This window comes from Psychrobacillus sp. MER TA 171 (assembly GCF_023713305.1).
GTDB lineage: Bacteria > Bacillota > Bacilli > Bacillales_A > Planococcaceae > Psychrobacillus.
In genome coordinates this window covers 19897-44082 of the sequence record NZ_JAMAWN010000017.1, presented here as the reverse complement: position 1 = coordinate 44082, position 24186 = coordinate 19897, and the positions used below count along the sequence as shown (strand labels likewise).

At 36.9% G+C, this 24186-nt stretch carries 26 protein-coding genes; 20 read left to right on the top strand and 6 right to left on the bottom strand.

Going from position 1 to position 24186, the window contains the following annotated elements:
* Nucleotides 1-26: 26 nt before the first annotated feature.
* Entirely contained in the window at nt 27-248 is a 222-nt protein-coding gene (locus M3627_RS14835) for a DeoR family transcriptional regulator (protein ID WP_169360007.1), read from the bottom strand.
* Nucleotides 249-680: 432 nt separating this feature from the next.
* Between M3627_RS14835 and pepV the strand changes: the two genes are divergently transcribed.
* The 7 genes from pepV to M3627_RS14800 are packed head-to-tail and all read left to right on the top strand — an operon-like array spanning nt 681 to nt 6933.
* Entirely contained in the window at nt 681-2072 is a 1392-nt protein-coding gene (pepV, locus tag M3627_RS14830; protein ID WP_251556328.1) for a dipeptidase PepV, read from the top strand.
* Nucleotides 2073-2089: 17 nt separating this feature from the next.
* Entirely contained in the window at nt 2090-2941 is an 852-nt protein-coding gene (gene dat, locus M3627_RS14825) for a D-amino-acid transaminase (protein ID WP_169360009.1), read from the top strand.
* Nucleotides 2938-3471, top strand: coding sequence for an RNA 2',3'-cyclic phosphodiesterase (gene thpR / locus M3627_RS14820; protein WP_251556327.1), 534 nt, complete (start codon nt 2938-2940; stop codon nt 3469-3471). Before dat ends, thpR begins: the two co-directional genes overlap by 4 nt.
* Before the next feature lie 15 nt (nt 3472-3486).
* Nucleotides 3487-4467 (top strand): nuclease-related domain-containing protein, encoded by a 981-nt coding sequence (locus M3627_RS14815; RefSeq protein WP_251556326.1) that lies wholly within the window; start codon nt 3487-3489, stop codon nt 4465-4467.
* Nucleotides 4460-5398: a diacylglycerol/lipid kinase family protein gene (locus M3627_RS14810; RefSeq protein WP_251556325.1), complete on the top strand. Its 939-nt coding sequence runs from the start codon at nt 4460-4462 to the stop codon at nt 5396-5398. Before M3627_RS14815 ends, M3627_RS14810 begins: the two co-directional genes overlap by 8 nt.
* 4 nt (nt 5399-5402) lie before the next feature.
* Entirely contained in the window at nt 5403-6053 is a 651-nt protein-coding gene (gene trmB, locus M3627_RS14805) for a tRNA (guanosine(46)-N7)-methyltransferase TrmB (protein ID WP_251556324.1), read from the top strand.
* 31 nt (nt 6054-6084) lie between these two features.
* Nucleotides 6085-6933, top strand: coding sequence for a YtnP family quorum-quenching lactonase (locus M3627_RS14800; protein ID WP_169360014.1), 849 nt, complete (start codon nt 6085-6087; stop codon nt 6931-6933).
* Nucleotides 6934-6992: 59 nt separating this feature from the next.
* Here the strand turns inward: M3627_RS14800 and M3627_RS14795 are convergent, their stop codons facing one another.
* The 3 genes from M3627_RS14795 to M3627_RS14785 all read right to left on the bottom strand — a co-directional run bounded on the left by M3627_RS14795 (nt 6993) and on the right by M3627_RS14785 (nt 8088).
* Complete coding sequence (locus M3627_RS14795; RefSeq protein WP_251556322.1) at nt 6993-7187, bottom strand: hypothetical protein; 195 nt, start codon at nt 7185-7187, stop codon at nt 6993-6995.
* A 351-nt stretch (nt 7188-7538) separates the two neighbouring features.
* The gene (locus tag M3627_RS14790) at nt 7539-7703 is read right to left on the bottom strand and encodes a hypothetical protein (protein WP_169360016.1); all 165 of its coding nucleotides are present in this window, start codon (nt 7701-7703) and stop codon (nt 7539-7541) included.
* 70 nt (nt 7704-7773) lie between these two features.
* Nucleotides 7774-8088 carry a hypothetical protein gene (locus tag M3627_RS14785; RefSeq protein ID WP_251556320.1) on the bottom strand — a complete coding sequence of 105 codons (315 nt, stop codon included), beginning with the start codon at nt 8086-8088 and terminating at the stop codon, nt 7774-7776.
* Nucleotides 8089-8258: 170 nt separating this feature from the next.
* Here M3627_RS14785 and M3627_RS14780 point away from each other — a divergent pair, with 170 nt between their 5' ends.
* The 10 genes from M3627_RS14780 (at nt 8259) to M3627_RS14735 (ending at nt 17855) form a co-directional block, all read left to right on the top strand.
* A complete protein-coding gene (locus M3627_RS14780; RefSeq protein ID WP_251556318.1) occupies nt 8259-9332 on the top strand; it encodes a M42 family metallopeptidase in 1074 nt (357 codons plus the stop codon).
* Nucleotides 9333-9409: 77 nt separating this feature from the next.
* Nucleotides 9410-9958, top strand: coding sequence for a DUF84 family protein (locus tag M3627_RS14775; RefSeq protein ID WP_251556345.1), 549 nt, complete (start codon nt 9410-9412; stop codon nt 9956-9958).
* Between the two features lie 93 nt (nt 9959-10051).
* A complete protein-coding gene (locus M3627_RS14770) occupies nt 10052-10564 on the top strand; it encodes a hypothetical protein (protein ID WP_240949727.1) in 513 nt (170 codons plus the stop codon).
* A 10-nt stretch (nt 10565-10574) separates the two neighbouring features.
* Nucleotides 10575-10886 (top strand): thioredoxin family protein, encoded by a 312-nt coding sequence (locus M3627_RS14765; protein WP_169360019.1) that lies wholly within the window; start codon nt 10575-10577, stop codon nt 10884-10886.
* Between the two features lie 139 nt (nt 10887-11025).
* Nucleotides 11026-11841, top strand: coding sequence for a DUF1444 family protein (locus M3627_RS14760; protein WP_169360020.1), 816 nt, complete (start codon nt 11026-11028; stop codon nt 11839-11841).
* Nucleotides 11838-12443, top strand: coding sequence for a YtpR family tRNA-binding protein (ytpR, locus tag M3627_RS14755; protein ID WP_251556317.1), 606 nt, complete (start codon nt 11838-11840; stop codon nt 12441-12443). The genes M3627_RS14760 and ytpR overlap by 4 nt, the downstream gene beginning before the upstream one ends.
* A 125-nt stretch (nt 12444-12568) precedes the next feature.
* Nucleotides 12569-15226 (top strand): DNA translocase FtsK, encoded by a 2658-nt coding sequence (locus M3627_RS14750; RefSeq protein ID WP_251556316.1) that lies wholly within the window; start codon nt 12569-12571, stop codon nt 15224-15226.
* Nucleotides 15227-15338: 112 nt separating this feature from the next.
* Nucleotides 15339-16640, top strand: coding sequence for a UDP-N-acetylmuramate--L-alanine ligase (murC, locus tag M3627_RS14745; RefSeq protein ID WP_169360023.1), 1302 nt, complete (start codon nt 15339-15341; stop codon nt 16638-16640).
* A 142-nt stretch (nt 16641-16782) separates the two neighbouring features.
* The gene (locus M3627_RS14740; RefSeq protein WP_169360024.1) at nt 16783-17241 is read left to right on the top strand and encodes a DUF948 domain-containing protein; all 459 of its coding nucleotides are present in this window, start codon (nt 16783-16785) and stop codon (nt 17239-17241) included.
* Between the two features lie 20 nt (nt 17242-17261).
* Nucleotides 17262-17855, top strand: a complete 594-nt coding sequence (locus M3627_RS14735; protein WP_251556315.1) for a YtxH domain-containing protein — start codon at nt 17262-17264, stop codon at nt 17853-17855.
* A gap of 107 nt (nt 17856-17962) precedes the next feature.
* Here M3627_RS14735 and M3627_RS14730 read toward each other — a convergent pair whose 3' ends face one another.
* Nucleotides 17963-20098: a cell division protein FtsA gene (locus M3627_RS14730; RefSeq protein WP_169360026.1), complete on the bottom strand. Its 2136-nt coding sequence runs from the start codon at nt 20096-20098 to the stop codon at nt 17963-17965.
* Nucleotides 20099-20264: 166 nt separating this feature from the next.
* Between M3627_RS14730 and M3627_RS14725 the strand changes: the two genes are divergently transcribed.
* The 3 genes from M3627_RS14725 to M3627_RS14715 all read left to right on the top strand — a co-directional run bounded on the left by M3627_RS14725 (nt 20265) and on the right by M3627_RS14715 (nt 23174).
* Entirely contained in the window at nt 20265-21350 is a 1086-nt protein-coding gene (locus M3627_RS14725) for a bifunctional 3-deoxy-7-phosphoheptulonate synthase/chorismate mutase (protein ID WP_169360027.1), read from the top strand.
* A 119-nt stretch (nt 21351-21469) separates the two neighbouring features.
* Nucleotides 21470-22468, top strand: a complete 999-nt coding sequence (ccpA, locus tag M3627_RS14720) for a catabolite control protein A (protein ID WP_251556314.1) — start codon at nt 21470-21472, stop codon at nt 22466-22468.
* Between the two features lie 232 nt (nt 22469-22700).
* A complete protein-coding gene (locus tag M3627_RS14715) occupies nt 22701-23174 on the top strand; it encodes a GNAT family N-acetyltransferase (RefSeq protein ID WP_251556313.1) in 474 nt (157 codons plus the stop codon).
* A 172-nt stretch (nt 23175-23346) separates the two neighbouring features.
* Here M3627_RS14715 and M3627_RS14710 read toward each other — a convergent pair whose 3' ends face one another.
* The gene (locus M3627_RS14710; RefSeq protein WP_251556312.1) at nt 23347-23667 is read right to left on the bottom strand and encodes a hypothetical protein; all 321 of its coding nucleotides are present in this window, start codon (nt 23665-23667) and stop codon (nt 23347-23349) included.
* Between the last annotated feature and the right edge of the window lie 519 nt (nt 23668-24186).

The following is a 24186-nucleotide window of genomic DNA, read 5'->3' as shown; positions in this document are numbered from 1 at the left end:
TGGTCATTCTTTTTCATATGGTGTATCTAAGATGTCATTTTAACTCGTTTGTTCGTCGTGGTCCATTTGCCTCTTGTTGGGCTAATGATTAAATCATTAAACGCAAGTACATTCAAATCTCTCTGAATAGTTCGAGGAGTGATGCCAAATTCATCGACCAGATCTTGTGTAGTAACAGTTCCGTTGTTTCGGATGAACATATACATATCTTTGATTCGAGTGAGCATCCGATCAGTAGTAGGTTTCAAAAATAACCACTCCTTCATCTTGATATCTCGTGGCAAGACTAGCGGACGACTTGGGCGAAAAGCAACAGTAGTATTGCAAATGACAGCCCCTTTACAATTTTGGTAGTCAGAATTATATTGTCTGACAATTTTATTATAGTAGAATTACAAAGAAATTTCTATAAAAATTACTGATTATTTACAAAAAAATACATGAAATTTATATGAAACTAGTAGAAAAAGCCGTTATAACTGAATTTTCTACATAACAAAATAAAATTATATTGATAAATGAATAACCACAAATAGGTGGAGTATTGAATGGTTCTATTGGTTAATGAGAACAAATAATGTAGTAACTAAACCGCAGTCAAAAAAACCTTCTTTTTACTGTGTGTTTGAATAAAATAAGTGTAAAATAAGAAATATGCAATAGTACATAGGAGGATTACAATGAACTGGTTAGATATAGCAGAACAAAGAAAGACGGATATTATAAAAGAGCTTCAAGCCTTAATTCAAATACCTAGTGTTTTAGATGAAAAAGAGGCTACAGAGCAAGCTCCCTTCGGTGTAAAACCACTAGAGGCACTACAATATATGTTAAACGAAGGGGAAAAAGAAGGTTTTGTTACAAAAAATATAGACAATATGGCTGGTCACATTGAAATGGGCAGTGGCGAAGAATTGTTAGGAATACTTTGTCATGTGGATGTAGTACCTGAAGGGACAGGGTGGACTTACCCTCCATTTGAAGGTGTTGTTGCAGATGATCGCATTTACGGTCGAGGAGCAATTGATGATAAAGGTCCTACGATTGCGGCGTGGATGGCGATGAAGCTAGTAAAAGAATCTGGGATTGAGCTTTCGAAACGTGTAAGGCTGATCATAGGTTCAGACGAAGAAAGTGGATTTAGATGTGTGACTCGTTATTTTGAGAAAGAAGAGATGCCTGACCTAGGCTTTGCTCCGGATGCGGACTTTCCGATTATCAATGCAGAAAAAGGAATTGCTAATTTAATCTTTTCTCAGACAGGTTCTTCTGAGACCGAAACAATCCAGTTTTTCCAGGCTGGTAAGCGTACAAATATGGTTCCAGATGAAGCATTCGCTTATATTTTTGGAGGGGTTCATTCTATTAAAGAAAAATTTAATAACTTTGCAAGTGAAAACGGAATTACTGGCGAAGTCCTTCCAGAAGGCCCAGTTGTTAAGGTGCCAGTTCGTGGTAAATCAGCTCATGCTATGGAGCCAGACCATGGAGTAAATGCTGGAATCCTCCTTGCTAAATTTTTGTTATCATTGCCTTTAACCGAACATTCTAAAGCATTCTGTGAGTTCCTTGTAATGGCTTTCGGGAAAGAAAGCAGAGGTCATGCATTAGGCTTAAACTATGCAGATGAAGTGTCTGGTGAAACTACATTAAATGCGGGAGTTATTCATTATGCACCTGCCCAAGGCTCTTGTACTCAAGTAAGTCTACGTTATTCAGTTAGCTATCCATTTGAGGAAAAACTAAGTGCTTGTAGAGAAAAGTTACAAAATACAGGTATGACACTTGATTTAGGCTCTAACTCTACGCCACATTATGTCGATAAAGAGGATATACTGATTCAAACCCTTCAAAAGGTATATGAGCGTCAAACAGGAGAAAAGGCAGAACTATTATCTATCGGTGGTGGAACATACGCGCGAGTGCTAAAAAAAGGCGTTGCGTTTGGGATGCTGTTCCCAGGCAGACCAGATATAGCTCACCAGGTAGATGAGTATGTGGACATTGAGGATTTGATAAAAGCCACTGCGATTTATGCAGATGCAATAGTGGAGCTTGCTGGTAAAAAATAAGGAGAGGATGAATAATTATGACAAAAATTTTGTGGAACGACCAAATCGTAGAAAAAAATGAAGTGAAGATTGGGTTTGAAGACCGAGGCTATCAATTTGGCGATGGTATTTATGAAGTTATTAAAATTTATAACGGAGATTTATTTACTGCGACTGAGCATATTGATCGTCTGTATTCCAGTGCTGATAAAATTAACTTAGTCATTCCTTATACGAAAGACAAACTTCATCAAATGATACATGAGCTAATTGAAACGAATGAAGTTCAAAATGGTCAAATCTATTTACAAGTAACACGTGGGGATAGCCCTCGTATTCATAATTTTCCTAATCCAGCAGTTAGCTCCGTGCTGACAGCTTATACGAAAGAAACAACACGTCCACTTGCTCAGCTTGAAAGTGGGATTAAGGCTTGTTTTGTAGAGGATGTTCGTTGGTTAAGATGTGATATTAAATCATTAAACCTACTTGGCAATGTACTCGCTAAACAGGAAGCTGTTACGAAAGATTGCTTTGAGGCTATTTTACATCGTGGTGATACGGTAACAGAGGGTTCTTCCTCAAACATGTACGGCATTAAAGATGGTGTTTTGTATACACATCCAGTGAGCAACCTGATTTTAAATGGTATTACTAGAAAAGTATTGTTAGATTGCTGTGAAGAGATTGGATTAAAGGTAGTGGAAGAGGCGTTTACTAAAGAAGAAGCACTGAAAATGGATGAATTCATCATGTCCTCAACTAGTGCAGAGGTGATGCCAGTTATCTCAATCGATGGGAATGTTATTGGAAACGGAAAACCTGGAGAGTTAACAAGAAAGCTTCAGAAAGCCTTTGAACAAAAAATTCCTACGACATTAAATGTATGAGCAACCATTATTTCGTAGGTATTAAAGTTCCCGAGGTAATAGGAAGGTCTATTATAGAGGCTAGAAAGGCAACCAATATGCATGAAACACATAAAACGTTGCCTCTTCTTGAGGACCTTCATATTACGCTGGCATACTTAGCTGCAGTAGATGAATCTATATTAGCTGACTTAATCGAATCCTTGAAAGAGATAAAGTGGGAAGCATTTACTTTAACAACAGCGGGACTAGCCCATTTTGGGAGTGCTAAAACCCCTAGAGTAGTTTATGTCGCTGTCGATGAAAATGAGGAATTGCAAAGACTTCAGCATGCAGTTGTGCAAAAAGTTCTGGGGTATATAGAGTTAAACGTTTCAAAGGACTTCCATGCCCATGTAACCGTTGCGAAAAAATGGAAGTCAACTGAGACCTGTATGTACGATTCGTTTAACCTGGAGAAACAGTCCTTTGAAGTTCGCGATTTTATCATTTACAAAATAAATCCTGCAAGCACTCCACGTTACGAGCAATTTGCCAGTATAAACGTGTGAGAGGGAGGTAATGGAATGGCTCAGTTAGTCAAATTACAGGATTATATATCCCGCTATCAAATTGATTTAAAGCGGTATCCTACTCAATTTGTTCGTTTAAAAAAACAACAATGGGAGCGAGTCAACGCTTCTTATGAAAGAGGAGCTCTAGATACATCGTGGATGGAGAAGGAGCAGGAGGAGGATTTAGAGGTAGAGGAAAAAAAATCCTTTATCTCTAAATTGTTTTCTCGAAACAAAGAAGAAACCTCTACAGAGATATTGGATGAAAAGGAGGTAGAGGATCAAGAAGTTCCAGAAGAATCTACTACTCTTTTTTTCGAACCTAATATTGTTTATAACCCGAGTTCTAAAGAAGAACTACGACGAATGTATTTAGACCAATTATTTCATTTTCAATTAAAATGGGCTAGCTCTACTTTAATGGAAAAATCCTATGTAGATCCAAAGTATATGAGAGATAGCTTGTTACGACTTCTCACACTACAATTACCTGATAATTATTTTCTGTTTTATTACCCAATCCTTAAACTGAAAAAAGCCCCTGTGGAATTAGATGTTATTATCGTTTTGCCTACTGAAATTATATGTATAGTCATGTTAGAAGGCAGAGACTTGGATGCATTTATCGGAAGTGGGGATCGTTTTTGGGTGAAAAAAAGTGGAAAGAGCGAAAGTAAGGTATTAAGTCCGATGATCAGTCTTAATAGAATGGAATCTATTCTATTGCAGGTTTTTAAAAAGGAAGATATTGATTTGCCTATCCGAAAAGTAGTTCTATCCAGAAATGGTTACATCGATTATCCAGGCTCTGCCTATCAGACTCAATTAGTAGATACTAGAAGCTTTCCTGCATGGTTTCAAGCTTTAAAATCGTCTCCATCTCCGATGAAGCATATGCAGTTTAAGGCAGCGCAGGCATTACTTAATCTGGTTCAGACAACCTCCTATTCTAGGGCAAGCTGGGAGCTGGAAAGCGAGATAGAAAATGAATGATGTACTAATTGTTGTTAATGAAATAGCAGGTCAGGGGAGAGCTAAAAAGCTTTGGGAGTCATGGCAAGACCATCTCCCTTTCGCTTTTACGCTTCTTAAAACTGAATATAGTGGGCATGCAACCGATATAGCGAAAAAATATGCAGAAGCTAGCCAAGACCCTCTTCTTATTATAGCAATCGGTGGAGACGGTACCGCGCACGAAATCCTCTCAGGTACTATAGGGTATAATCATGTTCGAGTTGGAGTTGTTTCTGCTGGAAGTGGAAATGATTTTGCTCGAGCTTTTTTTGTGTTTCAAACACTCGAGCAGCTAACAGAATATGTTTTAGAGTATCAGACAGCAGAACAGATGGACATCGGTGTATTACACACTAATTCAGATACGTTTCATTTCATAAATAATGCGGGCTTTGGCTTTGATGCACATGTTGTATACGCAGCCAATCAATCTAAATGGAAAAAGTGGTTAAATAGACTAGGATTAGGTAAATTAGTGTACATTCTGTATCTTGTGAAAGAGTTATTTAAGTTTAAAAAATTCTCTTTCTCTTTACTAAATCAAGGAGATACGATAAAGTTTGAAGATGTTTGGTTTATTACTGTGTGTAATCAACCCTATTTTGGAGGAGGCATGAAAATCTCTCCTTCCTCTATACCAAACGATGCTTTAATTGAACTAACCGTTGTGCATCATTTGAAGCGGGCTAAGCTGTTATTTATATTTGGCACAGTGTTTTATGGCAAACATACGGCTTATAAAGAAGTTAAACAAATTCAGGCAAGCGAGTTTGCCATTCAAATGAATGATCAAGTGTATGGGCACGTTGACGGAGAATTTTCCTGCATGACAATTCCGGGCAGCATCTATACATTTAGAGTAGAGCATCATTCATGGAAATTAGCAAAACCACCAAGTAAAAGGAGTTAAGGTAATGAGATTAAGAAACAAACCTTGGGCTGAGGATTTTATAAATTCTCATCCAGAAATAGTGATTCCAAATCCGGAAGAGCAAAAAGGAAAATGGAATTTAGTGTTCGATAACGAAAATCCACTTCATATAGAAGTAGGAACTGGGAAAGGCCAATTTGTAACTGGAATGGCAAAACAAAATCCCGACATCAATTATATAGGAATCGAGCTTTATGACAGTGTCATTGTCTCTGCATTAGAAAATGCATTAGAAGCTCAGCCATTACCAAATTTACGCCTATTAAAGGTAAATGGCGCTGATTTAGCAAAATATTTTCAAAAAAATGATGTCCATCGCGTCTATTTAAACTTCTCTGATCCATGGCCAAAAATTAGACATGCAAAGCGACGTTTAACTCATGAAGGCTTTTTAAAGCTTTATGAATCTATTTTAGTAGACAATGCAGAGATTCATTTTAAAACAGATAATAGAGGATTATTTGAATACTCACTTACAAGCATGTCTGCCTATGGAATGCTGTTAACATATGTATCACTTGATTTACATGCGAATATGCCAGAAGATAATATTATGACTGAATATGAAGAGAAATTCTCTGCAAAAGGTCAACCAATCTATCGTCTAGAGGCTAGATTTATTAGCCAAAAATAAAAGATCAATACTATTCAAAGGGGATGAAAGTATGGATACGTATAAATTTCACGAGATGACATTAACTTGGTTAAAAGGTGGTACGACACATATGGACGGGGGAGCCATGTTTGGAGTAGTGCCAAAGCCTTTATGGGAAAAGAAATATCCGGTCAATGAAAAAAATCAAATTGAACTTCCTTCCGATCCAATATTGATTCAACATAAAGGGAAGAACATTTTGCTAGAAGCGGGCCTAGGATTTGGAAAGTTCTCAGACAAGCAAATCAGAAATTATGGCATTACAGATGAGTCAGTGGTAGATGACAATCTGGTCGAGCTAGGTCTGCTTGCAGAGGATGTCGACATCATTTTAATGACTCATTTACATTTCGATCATGCTTGTGGACTAACTAAATGGGTAAATGGAGAATTAGTTTCCAGTTTTCCGAATGCTTCCATCTATGTTTCAGAGGTAGAGTGGAATGAAATGAAGAACCCAAATGTCCGTTCAAGCAATACATATTGGAAGGAAAACTGGGAGCCCATTCAATCACAGGTCATTACATTCAAGGATTCTATTAAGCTTTTAGAAGATATTGAGATGATTCATACAGGTGGTCATAGTGATGGTCATAGTATTGTGCTATTAAAGCAAAAGGATGAAACAATCATCCATATGGCAGACCTTATGCCAACACATGCACATCAAAATCCATTATGGGTATTGGCTTACGATGACTACCCAATGACCTCGGTATTTGCTAAGCAAAAATGGGTCCACGAAGCATTACAAAACAATTATTGGTTCAGCTTCTACCATGATGCCTATCACCGTATGATTAAATGGTCCACGGATGGCAAGGAAGTTCTAGAAAAATTAGAGAGAACGCGTTCCTAAAAATACACCAGCTATAAATGTCTATTGGCATTTATAGCTGGTTTTTTTGAGTGAAGATCTTATTCTCCTACAACTGTTTTTTCAGAAAATAGTTTTCCAAACAAAGAAACGGCAGAGAGAGTCAAACCAATTATAATGAACCCTGTGATTAAATTTGTTGTGTTTAAACCATAATGAGCAAATGCTGATGATAAAATGTAACTGATCACAAAACTCAGAAGGACTACAAAAATTATACTTGTACTTTTACCCATTTTGATAAATTCACCTCGCTTTCTAATAAGGGATACGTTATGAAGAGAAGGAATGTTTCAATTATTTGGATAATAATTCCCGGCGTAATAGCGTGCACTCCTCATAGAGGACCCTGCAACACTTCTTGCAATTAGCGCAACACTTTGTAGTAAAAGTGCAACACTTTTCGTATGTGCAACACTACATGTAATTAGCGCAACACTTGAAGCAATACTCGCAACACTTACCCAAATTAGCGCAACACTTCACTCATTTCTCGCAACACTTCACCCAATTCCCGCAATACTTCGCCTCATAGGCGCAACACTTCCACAATTAAAAAAAGGTGAGTTATTAAACTCACCTTTGCATTATTTATTCGATTCTTTTGTAATATGCTTTGTCACCTTATTTTTAGAGACTTCGGCAAAGTCTATCCCGAGTTCTGTGTCGGGGTTAACTGTAGGATTTTTGTATAGCTCCTGGCTGTTATGTGTTCTTTTATTCATGGTTTTTTTGTTGTTCTTACTACTCATGAAACATCACCTCCTACGGGTAATTTACACCTAATAAGAGGTTTTATGCTTTATTGCTAAAAGGACATGATTAAACCTTTGCTATGTCTACTACAGAACCTGTTTTAGAGTCAGCTGCAAATTCAAATTGCTCTAGTTCTCCATTTTTAATTCTAGATATTCCGCCCTTATACACTTCAAAACGGATAGCTTCTTTTTGGAACGGCTCTGGACTCATATAAATCCAGGACCCATCGATTGGACCTTCTTCTTTAAAGGAGTTCTTTATATTATTAAGCACTAGATCTGCTGGTTTGTTTGGATTTATTTTAGTGGCAGCCTGACTTGCAACAATACCTAATACAACTCCTGTACCTAATCCCATCATATAGTCTCTTAATTTCATTCTAATTCCTCCCTTGTGTTTATTTTAGTTTATCATATAAATGGAATTCGTAAAATTTTTCGTATGTCGAAATTTATTAGTAGTAAACCCTTCAATCTTTTATTACAATAGAGAGGGAATGTATTTAAAGAGTGAATATTAACTTTACGAGGCTTTAGGAGGCTTTAATAATGAATGAAGAAACACGCGCGTTATTTAAAACGTTAACTGAGTTACCAGGAGCGCCAGGAAATGAGCATGCGGTTCGTGCCTTTATGCGAAGTGAACTAACTAAATATTCAGATGAAATTGTACAGGATAATTTAGGTGGAATATTCGGGGTAAAAAAAGGTGACGAAAATGGACCGAAGATTTTAGTTGCTGGACACATGGATGAGGTAGGATTTATGGTTTCCGGTATTACGGATAACGGTATGATTCGTTTTCAGCCACTGGGAGGCTGGTGGAACCAAGTTTTACTTGCTCAACGTGTAGAAATCATTGCGTATAACCAAGCAATTCCAGGAGTAATAGGCTCCATTCCACCTCATTTGTTGAGTGATGAGGTTCGTAATAGACCAATGGATATTAAAAATATGCTAATTGATGTGGGTGCAGATGACAAAGAGGATGTTAAACGTATGGGTATCAAGCCTGGCGATCAAATTGTCCCTGTCTGCCCATTCACTCCAATGGCAAATGATAAGAAAATAATGGCGAAGGCTTGGGACAACCGTTATGGATGTGGTCTGGCAATCGAATTATTAAAAGAAGTTCAAAATGAACAATTATCGAACATGCTATACTCCGGTGCAAACGTAATGGAAGAGGTTGGACTTCGCGGTGCACAAGCATCGACAAATATGATTAAGCCGGATCTATTCTTTGCTTTAGACGCTAGTCCAGCTAATGATGCTTCTGGCAATAAAAATGAGTTTGGTCAATTAGGAAAAGGTACACTTCTACGTATTTTTGACCGATCTATGATTACTCATCGCGGCATGAGAGAATTTGTATTAGATATGGCTGAAACGAATAACATACCTTATCAGTACTTTATCTCTCAAGGTGGTACAGACGCAGGACGTGTTCATACTTCACTAGAAGGCGTTCCGAGCGCAGTTATTGGTATTTGTTCCCGTTATATTCATACATCATCGTCTATCATTCATACTGATGACTACGCTGCAGCGAAAGAATTAATCGTGAAGCTAGTTAAGGCGTGTGACCGCACGACTCTAGAAACGATTAAAGCAAACGTATAAAAAAATGCCCTCGTGGCATTTTTTTTTTAGAGTTATGGCCAAGACAGTTTCTGTTTTAAAGAAGGAGAAATGAAATGATGCATAAAATACTGATTGCAACTAATAATAGAGCTAAAACTAAGGCAGTAGAAACAGTAGGGAGATTATATTATCCCAATGCTATTTTTATAAATCAGGACGTGCCCTCTTTAGTGTCCGACCAACCAATGAGTAATGAGGAGACTAGACAAGGTGCTATCAACCGAGCCAAACATGCAATGGATATTTTAGATGGAACATTCAGTATTGGATTAGAGGGTGGAGTACAAGAAATCGATGGAACTATGTACATTTGCAACTGGGGAGCACTAGCAATCAAAACAGGGGAAGTGTTTACTGCTACTGGAGCTGGTGTACCATTACCCGTGGAAATTGCAGAGCAGCTGAGAGCTGGAGGGGAACTAGGTCCTATAATGGACGTCTATACCAACAAGCAGGGGATTCGTCACAACGAAGGAGCTATTGGCGTATTTACTAATGGTATAATAAAAAGAAATGATATGTTTGAGCACATCATGTTATTACTTATAGGTCAATATGAACTCTTTTTAAAGCTAAAACATGATAAAATAGATTTATATGAATGAAATCCTATCTAGAACAATAAGCTATACTAGTTGCAAGTAAATTAAATCATCGATAAAATATATAGCAGTTATGCTTTGAATGGAGGAACGAAATTGACGAGAAAATGGATGCGAGGAATTCTCGCGTCACTAGTTGTCATTTTATGTGCAGGCTGTGCATCTTTAGATGAACAAGCTGTTAAAGGCCTAGAAAAAGCAGAGAAGGCTTTTACGGAGGATGCTGAAGATCCTAACAAAGAAGTAAATGACATTAAACTATTTTTACCAAGTGGATATTCTGTTGAAGAAGATTCCGATGAAACTAATATTCTACTATCAAAAGGAAAAGACTCTTATATCTTGTTTATAAACCCAAATGAATTGTCTACGAGTAAATTGTATTACGACTTAATGATGTCTAATAAGAATATAAATATTATTAAGGAAGAGACCTTTGAAGCGGACAATCGTTTTGGTTATGCAGCGATTCTGAAGAATAGTGAAGATAGATATGAGTTGGTATCCAGTATAGGTGGAACTAAGTTAACTACGATTTCCAAAGAGAAAGACGTATCAGATAATCTAGAACAGATGATGACGATTGTAAGATCTATTCAAACGAAGTAGGAGGGCTAACATGGAAAATCTAAATTCTATAGAACAATTTAAACAATTGAGAGACAATGAAAGAGTTGTATTTAAATTTACAGCTGACTGGTGTCCTGATTGTCATTTTATTGATCCTTTTATGGGGGAAATAGAAGAACAATTTTCTGAATTTCAATTTATTTCAGTTGATCGGGACAAGTTTATAGATTTATGCGTGGAGTTAGATATTCTAGGTATTCCGAGCTTTGTCGCCTATGACCGTGGTAAAGAGGTAGGTCGTTTTGTAAGCAAGGATCGCAAAACAAGAGAAGAAATTGAATCATTTCTTCAATCTATTTAATAGAAAACGGTTCACATTTGTGAACCGTTTTTACATTTTGTAAATAGGAGTAGTACTTAGTACATAATAGTTGTTTTTATATGCTCCCCAAAGATAGAATGCACATAGGTAGCGAAAGAATTGTGAAAGGAAGGATACTTTGAAAGCTCTTGAGTTAATAAACATATTTAAAACAAAAATTTCAGAAGATAAATATACGTATGATTACAATCGTGAAACAAACAAACTGCGCCTAACGCATAAGGAACTAGGAAAAGGAATAGATCTATCCATTCCTCCGATTTTGGCAAGATATGAGACCAAAAAAGAAAAGGCAATAGATGAGGTAGTTTACACGATATTAGAAACGTTTTTAGCGATGGAAAAGGAGATGGAGGGACTGCTGGACCCGAATTTTGCTGTGTACCCAGTTATTCGTTCAACATCCTTTCCTTTAAAATCAAATGAGGGCAATCGTTTTGTTACGAAGGATCATACAGCAGAAACAAGAATCTATTATGTATTAGATTTAGGTAACACGTATCGTTTAATAGATGAGAAAATGTTATCAGGCTGGGGCTTGCGTGAGACTGAAATACGTGAGAGAGCTCTTTTCCAAGTCAGAAACTTAAAAACAAATTATAAGACAGATGAAGTTGCCGGTAATACTTTTTACTTTTTTAACAATAATGATGGCTATGATGCAAGCAGAATATTGAACGAATCGCTTCTAAAAGATATGAAAAAACAGATTTCTGGAGATATGACTGTTTCTGTACCCCATCAAGATGTTATGATTATTGGTGATATAAGAAATGAGACAGGCTACGATGTATTAGCTCAAATGACTATGCATTTCTTTACAGTAGGAACTGTGCCGATCACCTCATTATCTTTTATATACGAAAAGGGAGATTTAGAGCCTATTTTTATCTTGGCTAAAAATCGAGTAACAAAGGAGAAAGAAGACAAATGAATATTTTTTACAACGCAGCTGGTGTAGGTGACGTTTTGTTAATCCAAATCACGCCTGAAAAAACAGAAAAGGTTACTACTGACATTATTGGAGATGTGACGCTTGTCAAGGACGCGCAAACTTCTGAGATTCTTGCCATTAACATATTTGGCTTCAGTAAATATGCACGTTTAGAAGCAAACGGACAAGTTGATCTAAATGAAGCGCTTGTGGCTAAAATTCAAGAGGTATTGAATACTAATAATGTAAACTACCAATTAGAGGTCGATTTATCTCCTAAGTTTGTAGTTGGTTTAGTCGAATCATTAGAACAACATCCAAACGCCGATAAACTAAAGGTGTGTCAAGTAAACGTGGGCAATGAAACGCTACAAATTGTATGTGGAGCTCCAAACGTGGATGCTGGACAAAAGGTAGTAGTAGCTAAAGTAGGAGCAGTCATGCCGTCTGGTATGGTGATCAAAGATGCAGAGCTTCGTGGCATCGCTTCTAGTGGTATGCTTTGCTCTGCAAGAGAGCTAGCTTTACCGAACGCTCCAGAAGTAAAAGGGATTCTTGTTTTGGAAGATAACAATGAAATAGGAAGTGCCTTTGTATCATAAAAGTAAGAAGAAGTTCTTAAGCATGCCTAATAGGTATGCTTTTTTTCTACTATCTTTTATTTTTTAACAGACGTATACCTTAATTATTGGTAAAATAGAGGTATCGAGTAGAAAGAGTGATGTAAATGAATTGGTTTAAAAAGTTATTTTCTAATAATGAGGAAGAACATATAGAAGAACAGGAAGTAGAGGAGATATCTCCAAGAGAACCACGTACTCCTTTCCGTTTTCCATTAATATCGGACAGCGAAAAAAATGAATTTTTGTACGGGTCAAAGGAAGAAAAGGAAATTATAGAGCCTGAGCCGATAAAGCCTGAGAAGAAAATATATGAAGCACCTCCCATTTATGAGGGATGGCAGCAACGAAAATTACAACCAACTACTAAAAGAGTGGAAAAAGTAATAGTGGACGAGCCTATTATAGAAAAGAAAAAACGGCCTTTCACTCCTACGCAGGTGCCTTCTCCTGTGTACGGCTATAATAAGCCAAAAGGTAATCTTCGTAACAGCTACCAGCAGGAACAAGTTGATAAAGAAGAAGTTACTATTTTAACGAATAAAAAAGTAGAACCAGTTGTTCCTATTTTGAAAGAAGAAAAACCGGAACAATTAGTAACGACTACAGAATTATACGAGCCAAAAGGTGATGTGATCGTAGAGCCAGAAGTTCCTATTTTAAACGAACTTACTATAAAAGAAGAACCAACGTCAACGAGTATAGAAGTAGAAAGTTATGTACCTACACCAAAAGAAAAAGAGCAAGCGGTGGAAATGATAACAACATCAGACGAAATATTGGAGAAGGAAACCGACAATATAGAAGAATATGCTGTTTCTGATCTAGAGCAGCAAGGTAAAAAAGAAGAACTGGAGCCGATGAATAACGAAATAGAAAGCTATGTTCCTAGCTTAAAAGAAGAACAAACGGTGGAACTGATAGTAGCTACAGAAGTATTAGAGAAAGAGGACGCTGTTGAAATACTAGATTCTTCTCCTTCATCGGTTATAGAAGGTCCATTAGAGGAAGTGCGAGAACAAGCAGTTGAAGTAGAGGACCTGAAAGAACAGGTATTAGAGGACGAAAATCAGCCACAATATATGGAAGTAGAGAAACTGCAACCACAACAAGAAGACGTTAAAGTCACTGAAACTAAGTCAAAAGAAAAAATTAGACCTTTTAACGTATTGATGCTGAAGTCAGATAAGGAAAAGTTGAATAAACTAGAAAATAAAATAATCCCTCTTTATCAAAGTCCAACATCTAACCGTTCTGTCGTGGAAGAAAAACCAATGGAAGCTCCTACACAGGAGAAAGTAGTCATTGAGGAAACAATTGCTGTTAATCCACCATTAGAGGAGGAACCTCAATCTACGTATGAAAAACCTTCCTTTAGTTACCTGTTACCACCCGAAATTAAGGATGAGGATAAAGAATGGATGGAAAATCAAGCTTTTACATTAGTAGAAGCACTTTCGTACTTTCAAGTAAGTGGAGAGATTGTCCAAATGGTCCAAGGTCCAGCAGTTACACAGTTTGAAATCACAGTTGGACATGGTACGAAGGTTAGTAAAATCCGTAATCTGGCAGATGATTTAAAGCTTGCACTAGCTGCTAAGGATATTCGTATACAAGCTCCTATTCCGGGGAAGCGTTCTATTGGTATTGAAATACCTAATAGAAAATCACGTGCTGTTCGAATCTCGGAGGTACTTAATACAGATGTCTTTAAGGAATCAGATTCTCCTTTAGAATCAGCGCTTGGTTTAGATTTGACTGGTAAACCAGTGACTATTGATTTAAGAAAAATGCCACATGGTTTAATTGCAGGTGCAACAGGATCAGGGAAATCTGTATTTATTAATTCCTTACTTGTAAGCCTCCTTTATAAAGCAACACCTAATGAGCTTAAGTTATTGTTAATTGATCCAAAAATGGTAGAGCTTGCTCCATTTAACCATATTCCTCATTTAGTGAGCCCTGTTATTACAGATGTTAAGGCAGCAACAGCAGCACTTAAATGGGCAGTCGAGGAGATGGAACGACGTTATCAGTTATTTGCTCATATTGGTGTGCGTGACATTAGCAGATATAATACTTTGGCGACTGAAAAAAGACAGTTTGCTCAAAAACTGCCATACCTAGTAATTGTTATAGATGAGTTGGCTGATTTAATGATGATGGCGCCAACAGAAGTCGAGGATGCTATATGCCGTATTGCACAGAAAGCTAGAGCCTGTGGTATTCATCTCGTTTTGGCAACTCAACGTCCTTCCGTGGATGTCATTACAGGTCTGATCAAAGCGAATATACCGACTCGAATTGCTTTTTCGGTATCTTCTCAAATTGATTCACGTACTATTTTAGATCAACAGGGTGCCGAACGATTGCTTGGTCGCGGGGATATGCTATATCAAGGAAATGGTATGTCAAGTCCAGTCCGTATTCAAGGTACCTATGTAACGGATGAGGAAATTGAAAGTGTTATTGAATTTGCTAGAAGTCAAGGTACTCCTGAATATATATTTGAGCAGGATGAGTTAATTCAAAAGTCTGAGGTTGCAGCTGAGCAAGATGATTTATTTGAGGAAGCCTGCCGATTTGTTGTAGAACAGGGCACTGCTTCGACGTCCTTGCTTCAAAGAAAATTCCATTTAGGCTATAACCGAGCTGCTAGACTAATCGATGCTATGCATGAGGCTGGATTCATTTCGGAGCAAAGAGGCAGTAAGGCGAGAGAAGTGTTACTGAAAAACGACACTTTAGACCAAATTTTTAGTTAAATATATTTATTAATATTACGTACTAAAAAGTGATATAATGGGGAATACGTCTAATAGACGAACGTTTAGACAATGTATATAAGTGGGAATAATCCCAGGAGGTTTACAACGTATGACAAAGTATCATTTTACAGGGATTAAAGGATCGGGTATGAGCCCGTTGGCACAAATCCTTCATGATGAAGGTCATGAAGTGCAAGGATCAGATATTGAAAAGTACTTTTTTACAGAAAAACCATTACATGAACGCAATATAAATGTGTTGCTTTTTGATGAGAATAACATTTCAGAAGATATGACAATCATCGCTGGGAACGCATTCCCTGATACTCACCCAGAAATCGTCAAAGCGAAGGAATTAGGATTGGAAGTAGTCCGTTATCATAAATTCTTAGGGGAATATATGAACCAGTTTACATCCATAGCTGTCACTGGTGCTCATGGGAAAACATCAACTACAGGGCTTTTGGCGCATGTTTTAAGTGGATATAGTCCAACAGCGTATCTAATTGGTGATGGTACAGGTAAAGGGATTGAAAACGCCTCTAATTTTGTATTTGAAGCTTGTGAGTATCGCAGACATTTCTTGGCATATAGCCCAGACTATGCCATTATGACCAATATCGATTTTGATCATCCAGATTATTTTAGCGATATTGAAGACGTATTTAATGCTTTTCAGGAAATGGCTATGCAGGTTAAAAAATGTATTATAGCGTGTGGGGATGATGCTCATCTTCAACGTATTAAAGCATCTGTGCCAGTAGTCTACTACGGATTTGGCGAACACAATGATTTTGCTGCTCGTAATATTGAAAAGACGACAGAGGGAACTTCCTTTGACGTATTTGTAAGAAACGAGTTCTATCATCGCTTCACCATCCCAATGTACGGAGATCATGTTATTTTAAATACACTATCAGTTATTTCTCTATGTCATTATGAAGGAGTACCTGCAGAGGTAATTCAGAGCGGCTTGGAGTCATTTGAAGGTGTAAAACGCCGTTTCACTGAGACTGTTATAGAAAATCGTGTGATAATTGATGACTATGCTCATCATCCTACAGAAATTTCAGTAACGATCCAAGGAGCTCGTCAAAAGTATCCAGACCGAGAGCTTGTAGTAATATTCCAGCCTCATACGTACACTAGAACACAAAAGTTCTTAAATGAATTTAAGGAAAGCTTAAGCCTGGCTGATGAAGTATACCTATGTGACATATTTGGCTCTGCTAGAGAAAATACTGGTACATTAACGATTGAAACGCTGGGTGATCTTATAGAAGGTAGTCATATCCTTCAGGAAGACAACGTGGAGCAATTACTTAATCATGAAAATGCGGTGTATATGTTTATGGGCGCAGGAGATGTCCAAAAATATCAACAAGCATTTGAAAAAAAACTAAATAATTAATAAAAATGCTTAATCTCTTATGTAGATTAAGCATTTTTTAGAGGAGTTTTCAAAAAAAAGTAGTATAGTATATAGAGTAAGAAGTTTAGTTTGATTCATTTGGGGTAAAAATATTACATAACAAGAAATGGGGAGTGTCCACATGGAAAATCTTTTATACATAGCGGCAATTGTAGCAGCCATTGCTTTTTTAATCTTATGTATAAGCCTGGCGGTAACTTTGTCTTCCGTGAAAAAGACCTTAAACAATGTTGCAGAAACATTGGATGGCTTAGAAACGCATTTACAAAATGTGACAAAAGAAACAGCAGAGCTTTTGCATAAAACGAATGAATTAGCTGTAGATATTCAAGATAAATCTGAAAAGCTAAATACTGTGGTAGACGCAGTTAAGAACGTAGGAGTATCTGTTAATGGCTTCAACAATTCGATTCAACGTTTATCTACTTCTGTTACAACAGAGGTAGAAAAAAACGAAGATAAAATCGCTCAGGTTGTTCAGTGGAGTAGTATTTTCTTAGGTATCCGCGACAAATGGAAAGAGCGAAAAGCAATGGAGCAAGCAGGCTTTTATACATTTGAAAAAGATAATGTAAAATAATCTTACTGGAGGAATGGAATATGACAAATTACGAATCAAACAAACCGAATTACAATGATGCAAAATTTAATCAAGAGTACTATGCAAACCAATCTTCATATGATCGACAAGGACAGCCTAGCTATCCACCAATGCCTTCCTATAACGAGAGTCGTCACAATGTTTATAAGGACGAAGAAGTAAACGGTAAAGACTTTATCATGGGTGTAGTAATTGGTGGTATTATCGGTGCTACAACTGCTCTATTATTAGCACCAAAGACTGGGACTGAGCTTCGTGGTACGTTAAGCACACAAGCAGGTCAGTTGAAGGATAAAACAATGGATCTTTCTTCTACTGCTAAAGAGAAAACAACTCAGCTATCTAAACAGCTACAGGAGCAATCTGGACAGCTTGTAGAAAAAGTGAAAAATATTAAAGGTGCTCCTGCTTCTCCACTAGATGATGGTACTGCTTCTTCCGAGGGTGAAGAGCCAATGGAATTCATGGAAACCATTTCTAAAACGACAGAAGAGCTAACAGATGAAGAAGAAAATGCGACAGCTGTAGCGGAAGCTATTAAAGAAGCAATTGCAGAAGAAACTTCCGATTCTAAAACTAATACAACAAAATAAAGATAGGCCGGAGATTTTTATCTCATGCCATACAAAAAGTGAAATTGCATATTGCAGTTTCACTTTTGTGTTTTTATAGGGTTTATGCCATCCATTATATTTCTTCTTTAATTAAAGCGTATTTCTAAATGATCCCCACCGAAGATTTCTTCATCAAATCGAGAGTGCTGTCCATTTCTTAAGATTTGAAAAGAACCGGCATTCTCGGGAAGGGTCCACTCCGAGAATCGAAAAACGTCCTGGAAAATCCATGGTGTAGTATTTATTTCTTCCCATACAAGTATTGAACCCGTACGCACAACCTCATTTGCATGAATTGTGACTTCACCGATCTTAACAATTGAGCACTCCTTATAAAGTTTTACTTTTTCGTTTTGAAAGGTGATTTCTATTTGAGCATCTAATTTTTTATCTAATGCATTAGCAAGCATTTCTAAAGTCGGAGCTTCACTAGAGCTAATTGTGATTACATCATTGTCCTTTATGGGACTTTCCAGTTTTCCTTTTACTCCGTTAATGAGAAGTGTAGGAGTTAAAGTAGGGATATAATGATTCTTTTCATTTATCGTTATGGTGTATGGTTTTAACTTATGAATATACATTTCTTTGCCAATAGAATGTAAAAGCTGTTCGACTGTTTGAACAGTCTCTATAGTAATTTTGTCTCTTTCCTTCAATTCAGTGTCAGCGGAAGATGGTACCCCGTTGATAAAAATCCTTGGCTCTACTATATGAGTTTCACCTTCAAAGCTAAAGGATTGAGCTACTGCCTCATCCAGTAGGTCTCGTACCGTTGCAGTTCCTGGAGTTCCATCCTTACCTTCCATTAGTTCTATGATGTCCAAATTTTTAATAATTGTTTTCGTATTAGCTTCCATGCCATTCACTTTGACTATTGCAGCCTGACCATGACCACCAGGAATATGGATTGTTTGGTTGTTCAGCTGAATGGATAAGGCCACCCCTGGTCTCCCATAAAGCTTTCTCGTAGAGATATTAGCGGCTAAAAGTGCATCACCCACTGTCATTTCCTTTAGTTCAAATAAACGAACAACCTGCTCGTTCACTTTTACTGACATATACTGAATAGGAGACTTTTTGGCAGCAATAGCAATTCCAATAGGTGTAACTAGCTCAGGAGAGACAGGGATATGTTCTTCCTTCGTTAAATTTTGTATCGCATCAATACCTCTTACAGCAACTCGGTTAGTTGGCAGACTCAAAGCCTGTTCCAGCGAAGTGGTAATGGTAGGTGTTAAGCTACCACCCCCTACAAGCATGACAGCCTTTGGTGATCGATTATTATTTAACCTTAAAATTTCTTTTGATATTTCACTAGCAAGTTCTGTGATCGTTGGTTTTAAGGCTGCAATTACCTCATCTTTTGCTACGTCCTGTTCAAAACCAAGTATGTCCTGAATTTGTATGTATTCATTATTATTAATCGCTCGTTTAGCTTTTTCAGCAAGAGGGAAGTCTAACAAATAATGCTCACTTAATGCTTCCGTGATTTCATCTCCAGCATACGGAACCATGCCGTAAGCAACGACAGTTCCAAAATCAGTTATAGCGATATCTGATGTTCCTGCCCCAATATCCACTAGTGCTACGTTCAGTCGTCGCATAGAAGGGGGGATTAAAACATTAATAGCAGCAATTGGCTCGAGTGTTAATGCTTCCATCTCAAGATTTGCACGCTTTAAAGCTGATATAAGGGACTCTACAACTACTCTGGGTAGGAAGGTAGCAATTACTTCTACTGAAGCCTCATCGCCTTGCTGGTCTACGAGGCTGCCAATTTCATCACCATCTAACCTGTAATAAAGTACACTGTAGCCAACACAATAGTAATGGCTGGATTGTTTATCGATATCAGGATGAACCAAACTATTCTGTGCATGCTGCACTGCAGAGAGTTCCAGCCTGCTCACGTCCTCTTCAGAGAAAATTGGACGATTTTTTATATCCATTTTCACTTCAGCTTGTTCTGTTTTTAGAGCACGTCCAGCAGCGGCCACACTTACCTTCTCTAGAGGACCATGCTTTTCTTCTAGCTTTTCTTTTATAGATTGTATAACTTCAGCAACTTTGAGCACATTATGTATTTGACCATCCAGCATCGCACGATCCTTATGTTCTTCTACGAGGATGTCTACCACATGGAAAGACCCATCTCGTTCCTCTAAAATAATACCTACTACCGAACGGGTTCCAATATCTAATGCAAATAGGGTTGATGACAAGTTCTCACTTCCTTTGTTGGATAAAACACTTTAGCGAGTTGAATCGCTAAAATAAAAAGCGTGACATTCTTAGATTAATTGATTATAATATATTTTATATCTTAAAATGTATCACAATTTTCAGGCGATAGAAAGAGTCGTAGCTGAAACGAAAGGAGAAATATCTATGAATCAAATGGATTTAGAGGCTTTACGAAGCCGAGTTGATGAGGTCAATGTAGAAATTTTACGTTTGATCAATGAAAGAGCTGGAGTAGTACAAGAAATAGGTAGAGTAAAAGAAAAGCAAGGTGTTAATAGATATGATCCTCTTCGTGAAAGACATATGCTAGATCATCTTAAAGAACATAATGATGGTCCTTTACCACAATCTACTGTGGAGCATATTTTTAAAGAAATTTTTAAAACGGCTCTAGAATTACAAGTCGATGATCAGAAAAAAGCGCTTCTTGTTTCTCGTAAAAAGAAATCAGAGGACACGATCGTAACGATTAACGGTGAACAAATTGGTACAGGAGCACCATCATTTGTATTTGGTCCATGTGCTGTAGAATCATATACACAGGTTGCAGAGGTTGCTGCTGCAATCCAATCTAAAGGTCTTAAGCTAATTCGCGGTGGAGCATACAAACCACGTACATCTCCTTACGACTTCCAAGGGCTTGGATTAGAAGGATTAAAGATCTTAAAACAAATTTCTGAAGAATTTGGTTTAGCGGTTGTTTCTGAAATTGTGACTCCAAGTCATTTAGATGAGGCACTTGACTATGTAGATGTCGTACAGGTCGGAGCACGTAATATGCAAAACTTTGAACTATTAAAGGCAGTTGGACAAATTAATAAGCCAATCCTTTTAAAACGAGGAATTGCAGCTACGTTAGATGAGTTTATCCATGCTGCAGAATATATTATGTCACAAGGAAACGATCAAATCATCCTATGTGAACGTGGTATCCGCACATATGAAAGAGCTACTAGAAACACCTTAGATATCTCAGCAGTGCCAATCTTAAAACAAGAAACGCACTTGCCAGTATTTGTAGATGTAACACATTCCACTGGACGTCGTGATATTCTTTTACCAGCCGCTAAAGCAGCAATTGCCATTGGTGCAGACGGGGTAATGGCTGAAGTACATCCAGATCCAGCGGTAGCATTATCTGATGCTGCTCAACAGATGAACTTAAAACAATTTGATGAGTTTTACGATTCCATCCAAAAATTCATGAAAAATCATGAGATTCATGCATAAATTGACACAAAACCGACTCTAAATAAGAGTCGGTTTTATTATATAATTGAAAGTTATTAAGGATATAAAGTATTATTTACATATATACTATAAATTAGATAAGTAAAGGAGGGAATACAATGACTATCACTATTTATGATGTAGCCAGAGAAGCAAACGTATCGATGGCCACTGTTTCCCGTGTAGTTAATGGCAATCAAAACGTAAAACCAGCAACTCGACAAAAGGTGTTGGCTGTGATTGAACGATTAGATTACCGACCAAACGCAGTGGCAAGAGGCTTGGCAAGTAAAAAAACAAAAACGGTAGGGGTTATTATTCCTGATATATCAAACGTGTTCTATGCCGAGCTTGTTCGAGGGATAGAGGATATTGCTACGATGTATCGCTATAATATTATCTTAACCAATTCGGATCAACAGGAAGAAAAAGAAGTTCAGTTATTGACGACCCTCTTAAGTAAACAGGTAGATGGTGTCGTTATGATGAGTGACTATATTTCAGAGGAAATGCTACATGAGATGAACCGTTCCAATGTGCCAGTTGTTTTGGCAGGCACCGTGGAGCATTCTAATTCTTTCCCTTCTGTAAATATAGAGTATCGTGAGGCAGCTATCGATGCAGTAAACCGACTAATACAAAATGGACACAATAGAATCGCTTTTATATCGGGTTCCATTTCTTCTCCTATTAATCGTGACTTTAAGCTAGCAGGTTATGAAGAGGCGTTAGAAAATGCAGGTATCGATGTAGATGAGGATTTAATAGTAGGTGTCGATAACACGTATGACGATGGTTTAATAGCGTGGGAGCAACTAAGGAAATTAGAGAATCCACCAACAGCATTTTTTGCTGGAAGTGACGAACTCGCAATCGGGCTTATTCACGGAGCGCAGGATAGTGGGTTTAATGTTCCTAATGATATCGAAATTATTAGCTTTGAGAATTCTAAGCTTGCTCGAATGGTTCGTCCACAACTAACTAGCGTTGTGCTTCCTTTGTATGATATAGGAGCAGTTTCTATGAGACTCCTTACGAAGTTTATGAATAAGGAAAAAATCGAGGAACAAAATGTAGTGCTTCCTTATCGGATTGAAGAAAGAAAAACAGTAAAATAAATATAAGGAGGAAGAGTCATGAATTTCATGGCTCTTTTTTGTGGGAAAAAATAGGTTGTTTTTTTGAAAAGTGATACACTAAAGGTAAAATAATACTAGTTGAGAATAATATATTTTAAGTTAAAAGCTTTGTTAAAGGAAGAGCAGTTATATACGGACTGTTTTGGAAAAAGGAATAATATTTTTTGTATTAATCTTAAACAATTAATGGAGAGAAATGAGGTATTGGCAAATGAATATTAAAGAAATAACGATAGAAAATAGAGAAAAGGTTGTCTCATTTTTTAAGGAAAATTGGGGAAGTACTGAGATGGTAGTTTCAACAGGTGTCTATCTATGTGATCAATTGGATGGCTTCATTTTCGAGGACAATAATCAGATTGTTGGTTTAGTTACCTATGTTTTGAAAGATAATGAAATTGAGGTTATTTCATTAGATAGTCTCCAAGAAGGAAAGGGCATTGGCTCTTCATTAATGGAAAAGGTCGAATACATAGCAATGCAAAAGAAGCTACATGTAGTAAGTCTAGTAACGACAAATGATAATTTGAACGCTTTGAGATTTTACCAAAAAAGAAATTATAGAATTACATCTATTATTCCTAATGGTGTAAACAAGGCACGAAATTTAAAACCTTCCATACCTTTAATTGGACATGATGGGATCCCATTGAATGATGAATTAGTATTAAAGAAAATATTGTAGTACATAAAAATTGGCTTTTTGGACTATTCCAGCCCAATCATGGTCTGGATAATCCTCAATTATAGTGCCAGCTCTGTCATAGAATGCAACTCTAAATTTCTATGCCCCTTACAGGTTGATACTAATTAAACTACACTACACTACACCCTTAGTTGAAAAACAATATACTTATTTATTTCTTATAAAAAATATATCGATTTGTGAATTTTTTATTGTTATAGAAAATTAATATTATTGGAATCAGACTAAGAGAGAGAAAGATTGTTAAAAAAAGTAGTGTTGGTATATTTAATGTATTTTCAATCATTCCCATACAAATCATAATCGTACCTAATAATACAAATGGAAAAACCAAACCTCTTTGATAGGATTGGAATTTTTCGTCACCTAAAAAAGTCCTTATATCCTCCCCTATGAAATAGTCACTTTTCTTTAGATGACTTATCCATTGAATTATCATAAAAATCCCCCAAGCTATACTACCAAACGACAAAATACCCTCCCCCTTATTGGTAACACATAACGATCCTCTGTCTGATTCAACTAAACGGTTGCATTAGTTTAAGTGTAACATTTCACAATGAAAATCTAGGATCACCTTGATATTTATGATATAAAAATAAACAACCGAAATGATGGCCATATTTTGATAAAGGACGCGTTAGTTGAAGAACAAATATTTTAGTTGGATAGTTATACATTTGATTTTTGATTATTACTTTTAGATTTTATAAACTTAATAATGAATAGAATTATAACTAAAACCATAAGAAACTGACCTAAAAGGAGCAGCCCTGTTCCTAAGGGATAGTTGATTGCATATTCTTTTTGATATTCCAAAAGTTCTTTATTACTTATAAGATCGATATCTTGTAAAGGGATAAGGATGGTTTGTAATATAAATCCAATTACTATTAAACAAATTGATATAAAGCTTATGCTAAAAAGTGTTATTTTATTGAACATAAATACCATAATATCACTCCATTTTTTTGTTACTTCTTACACAGAC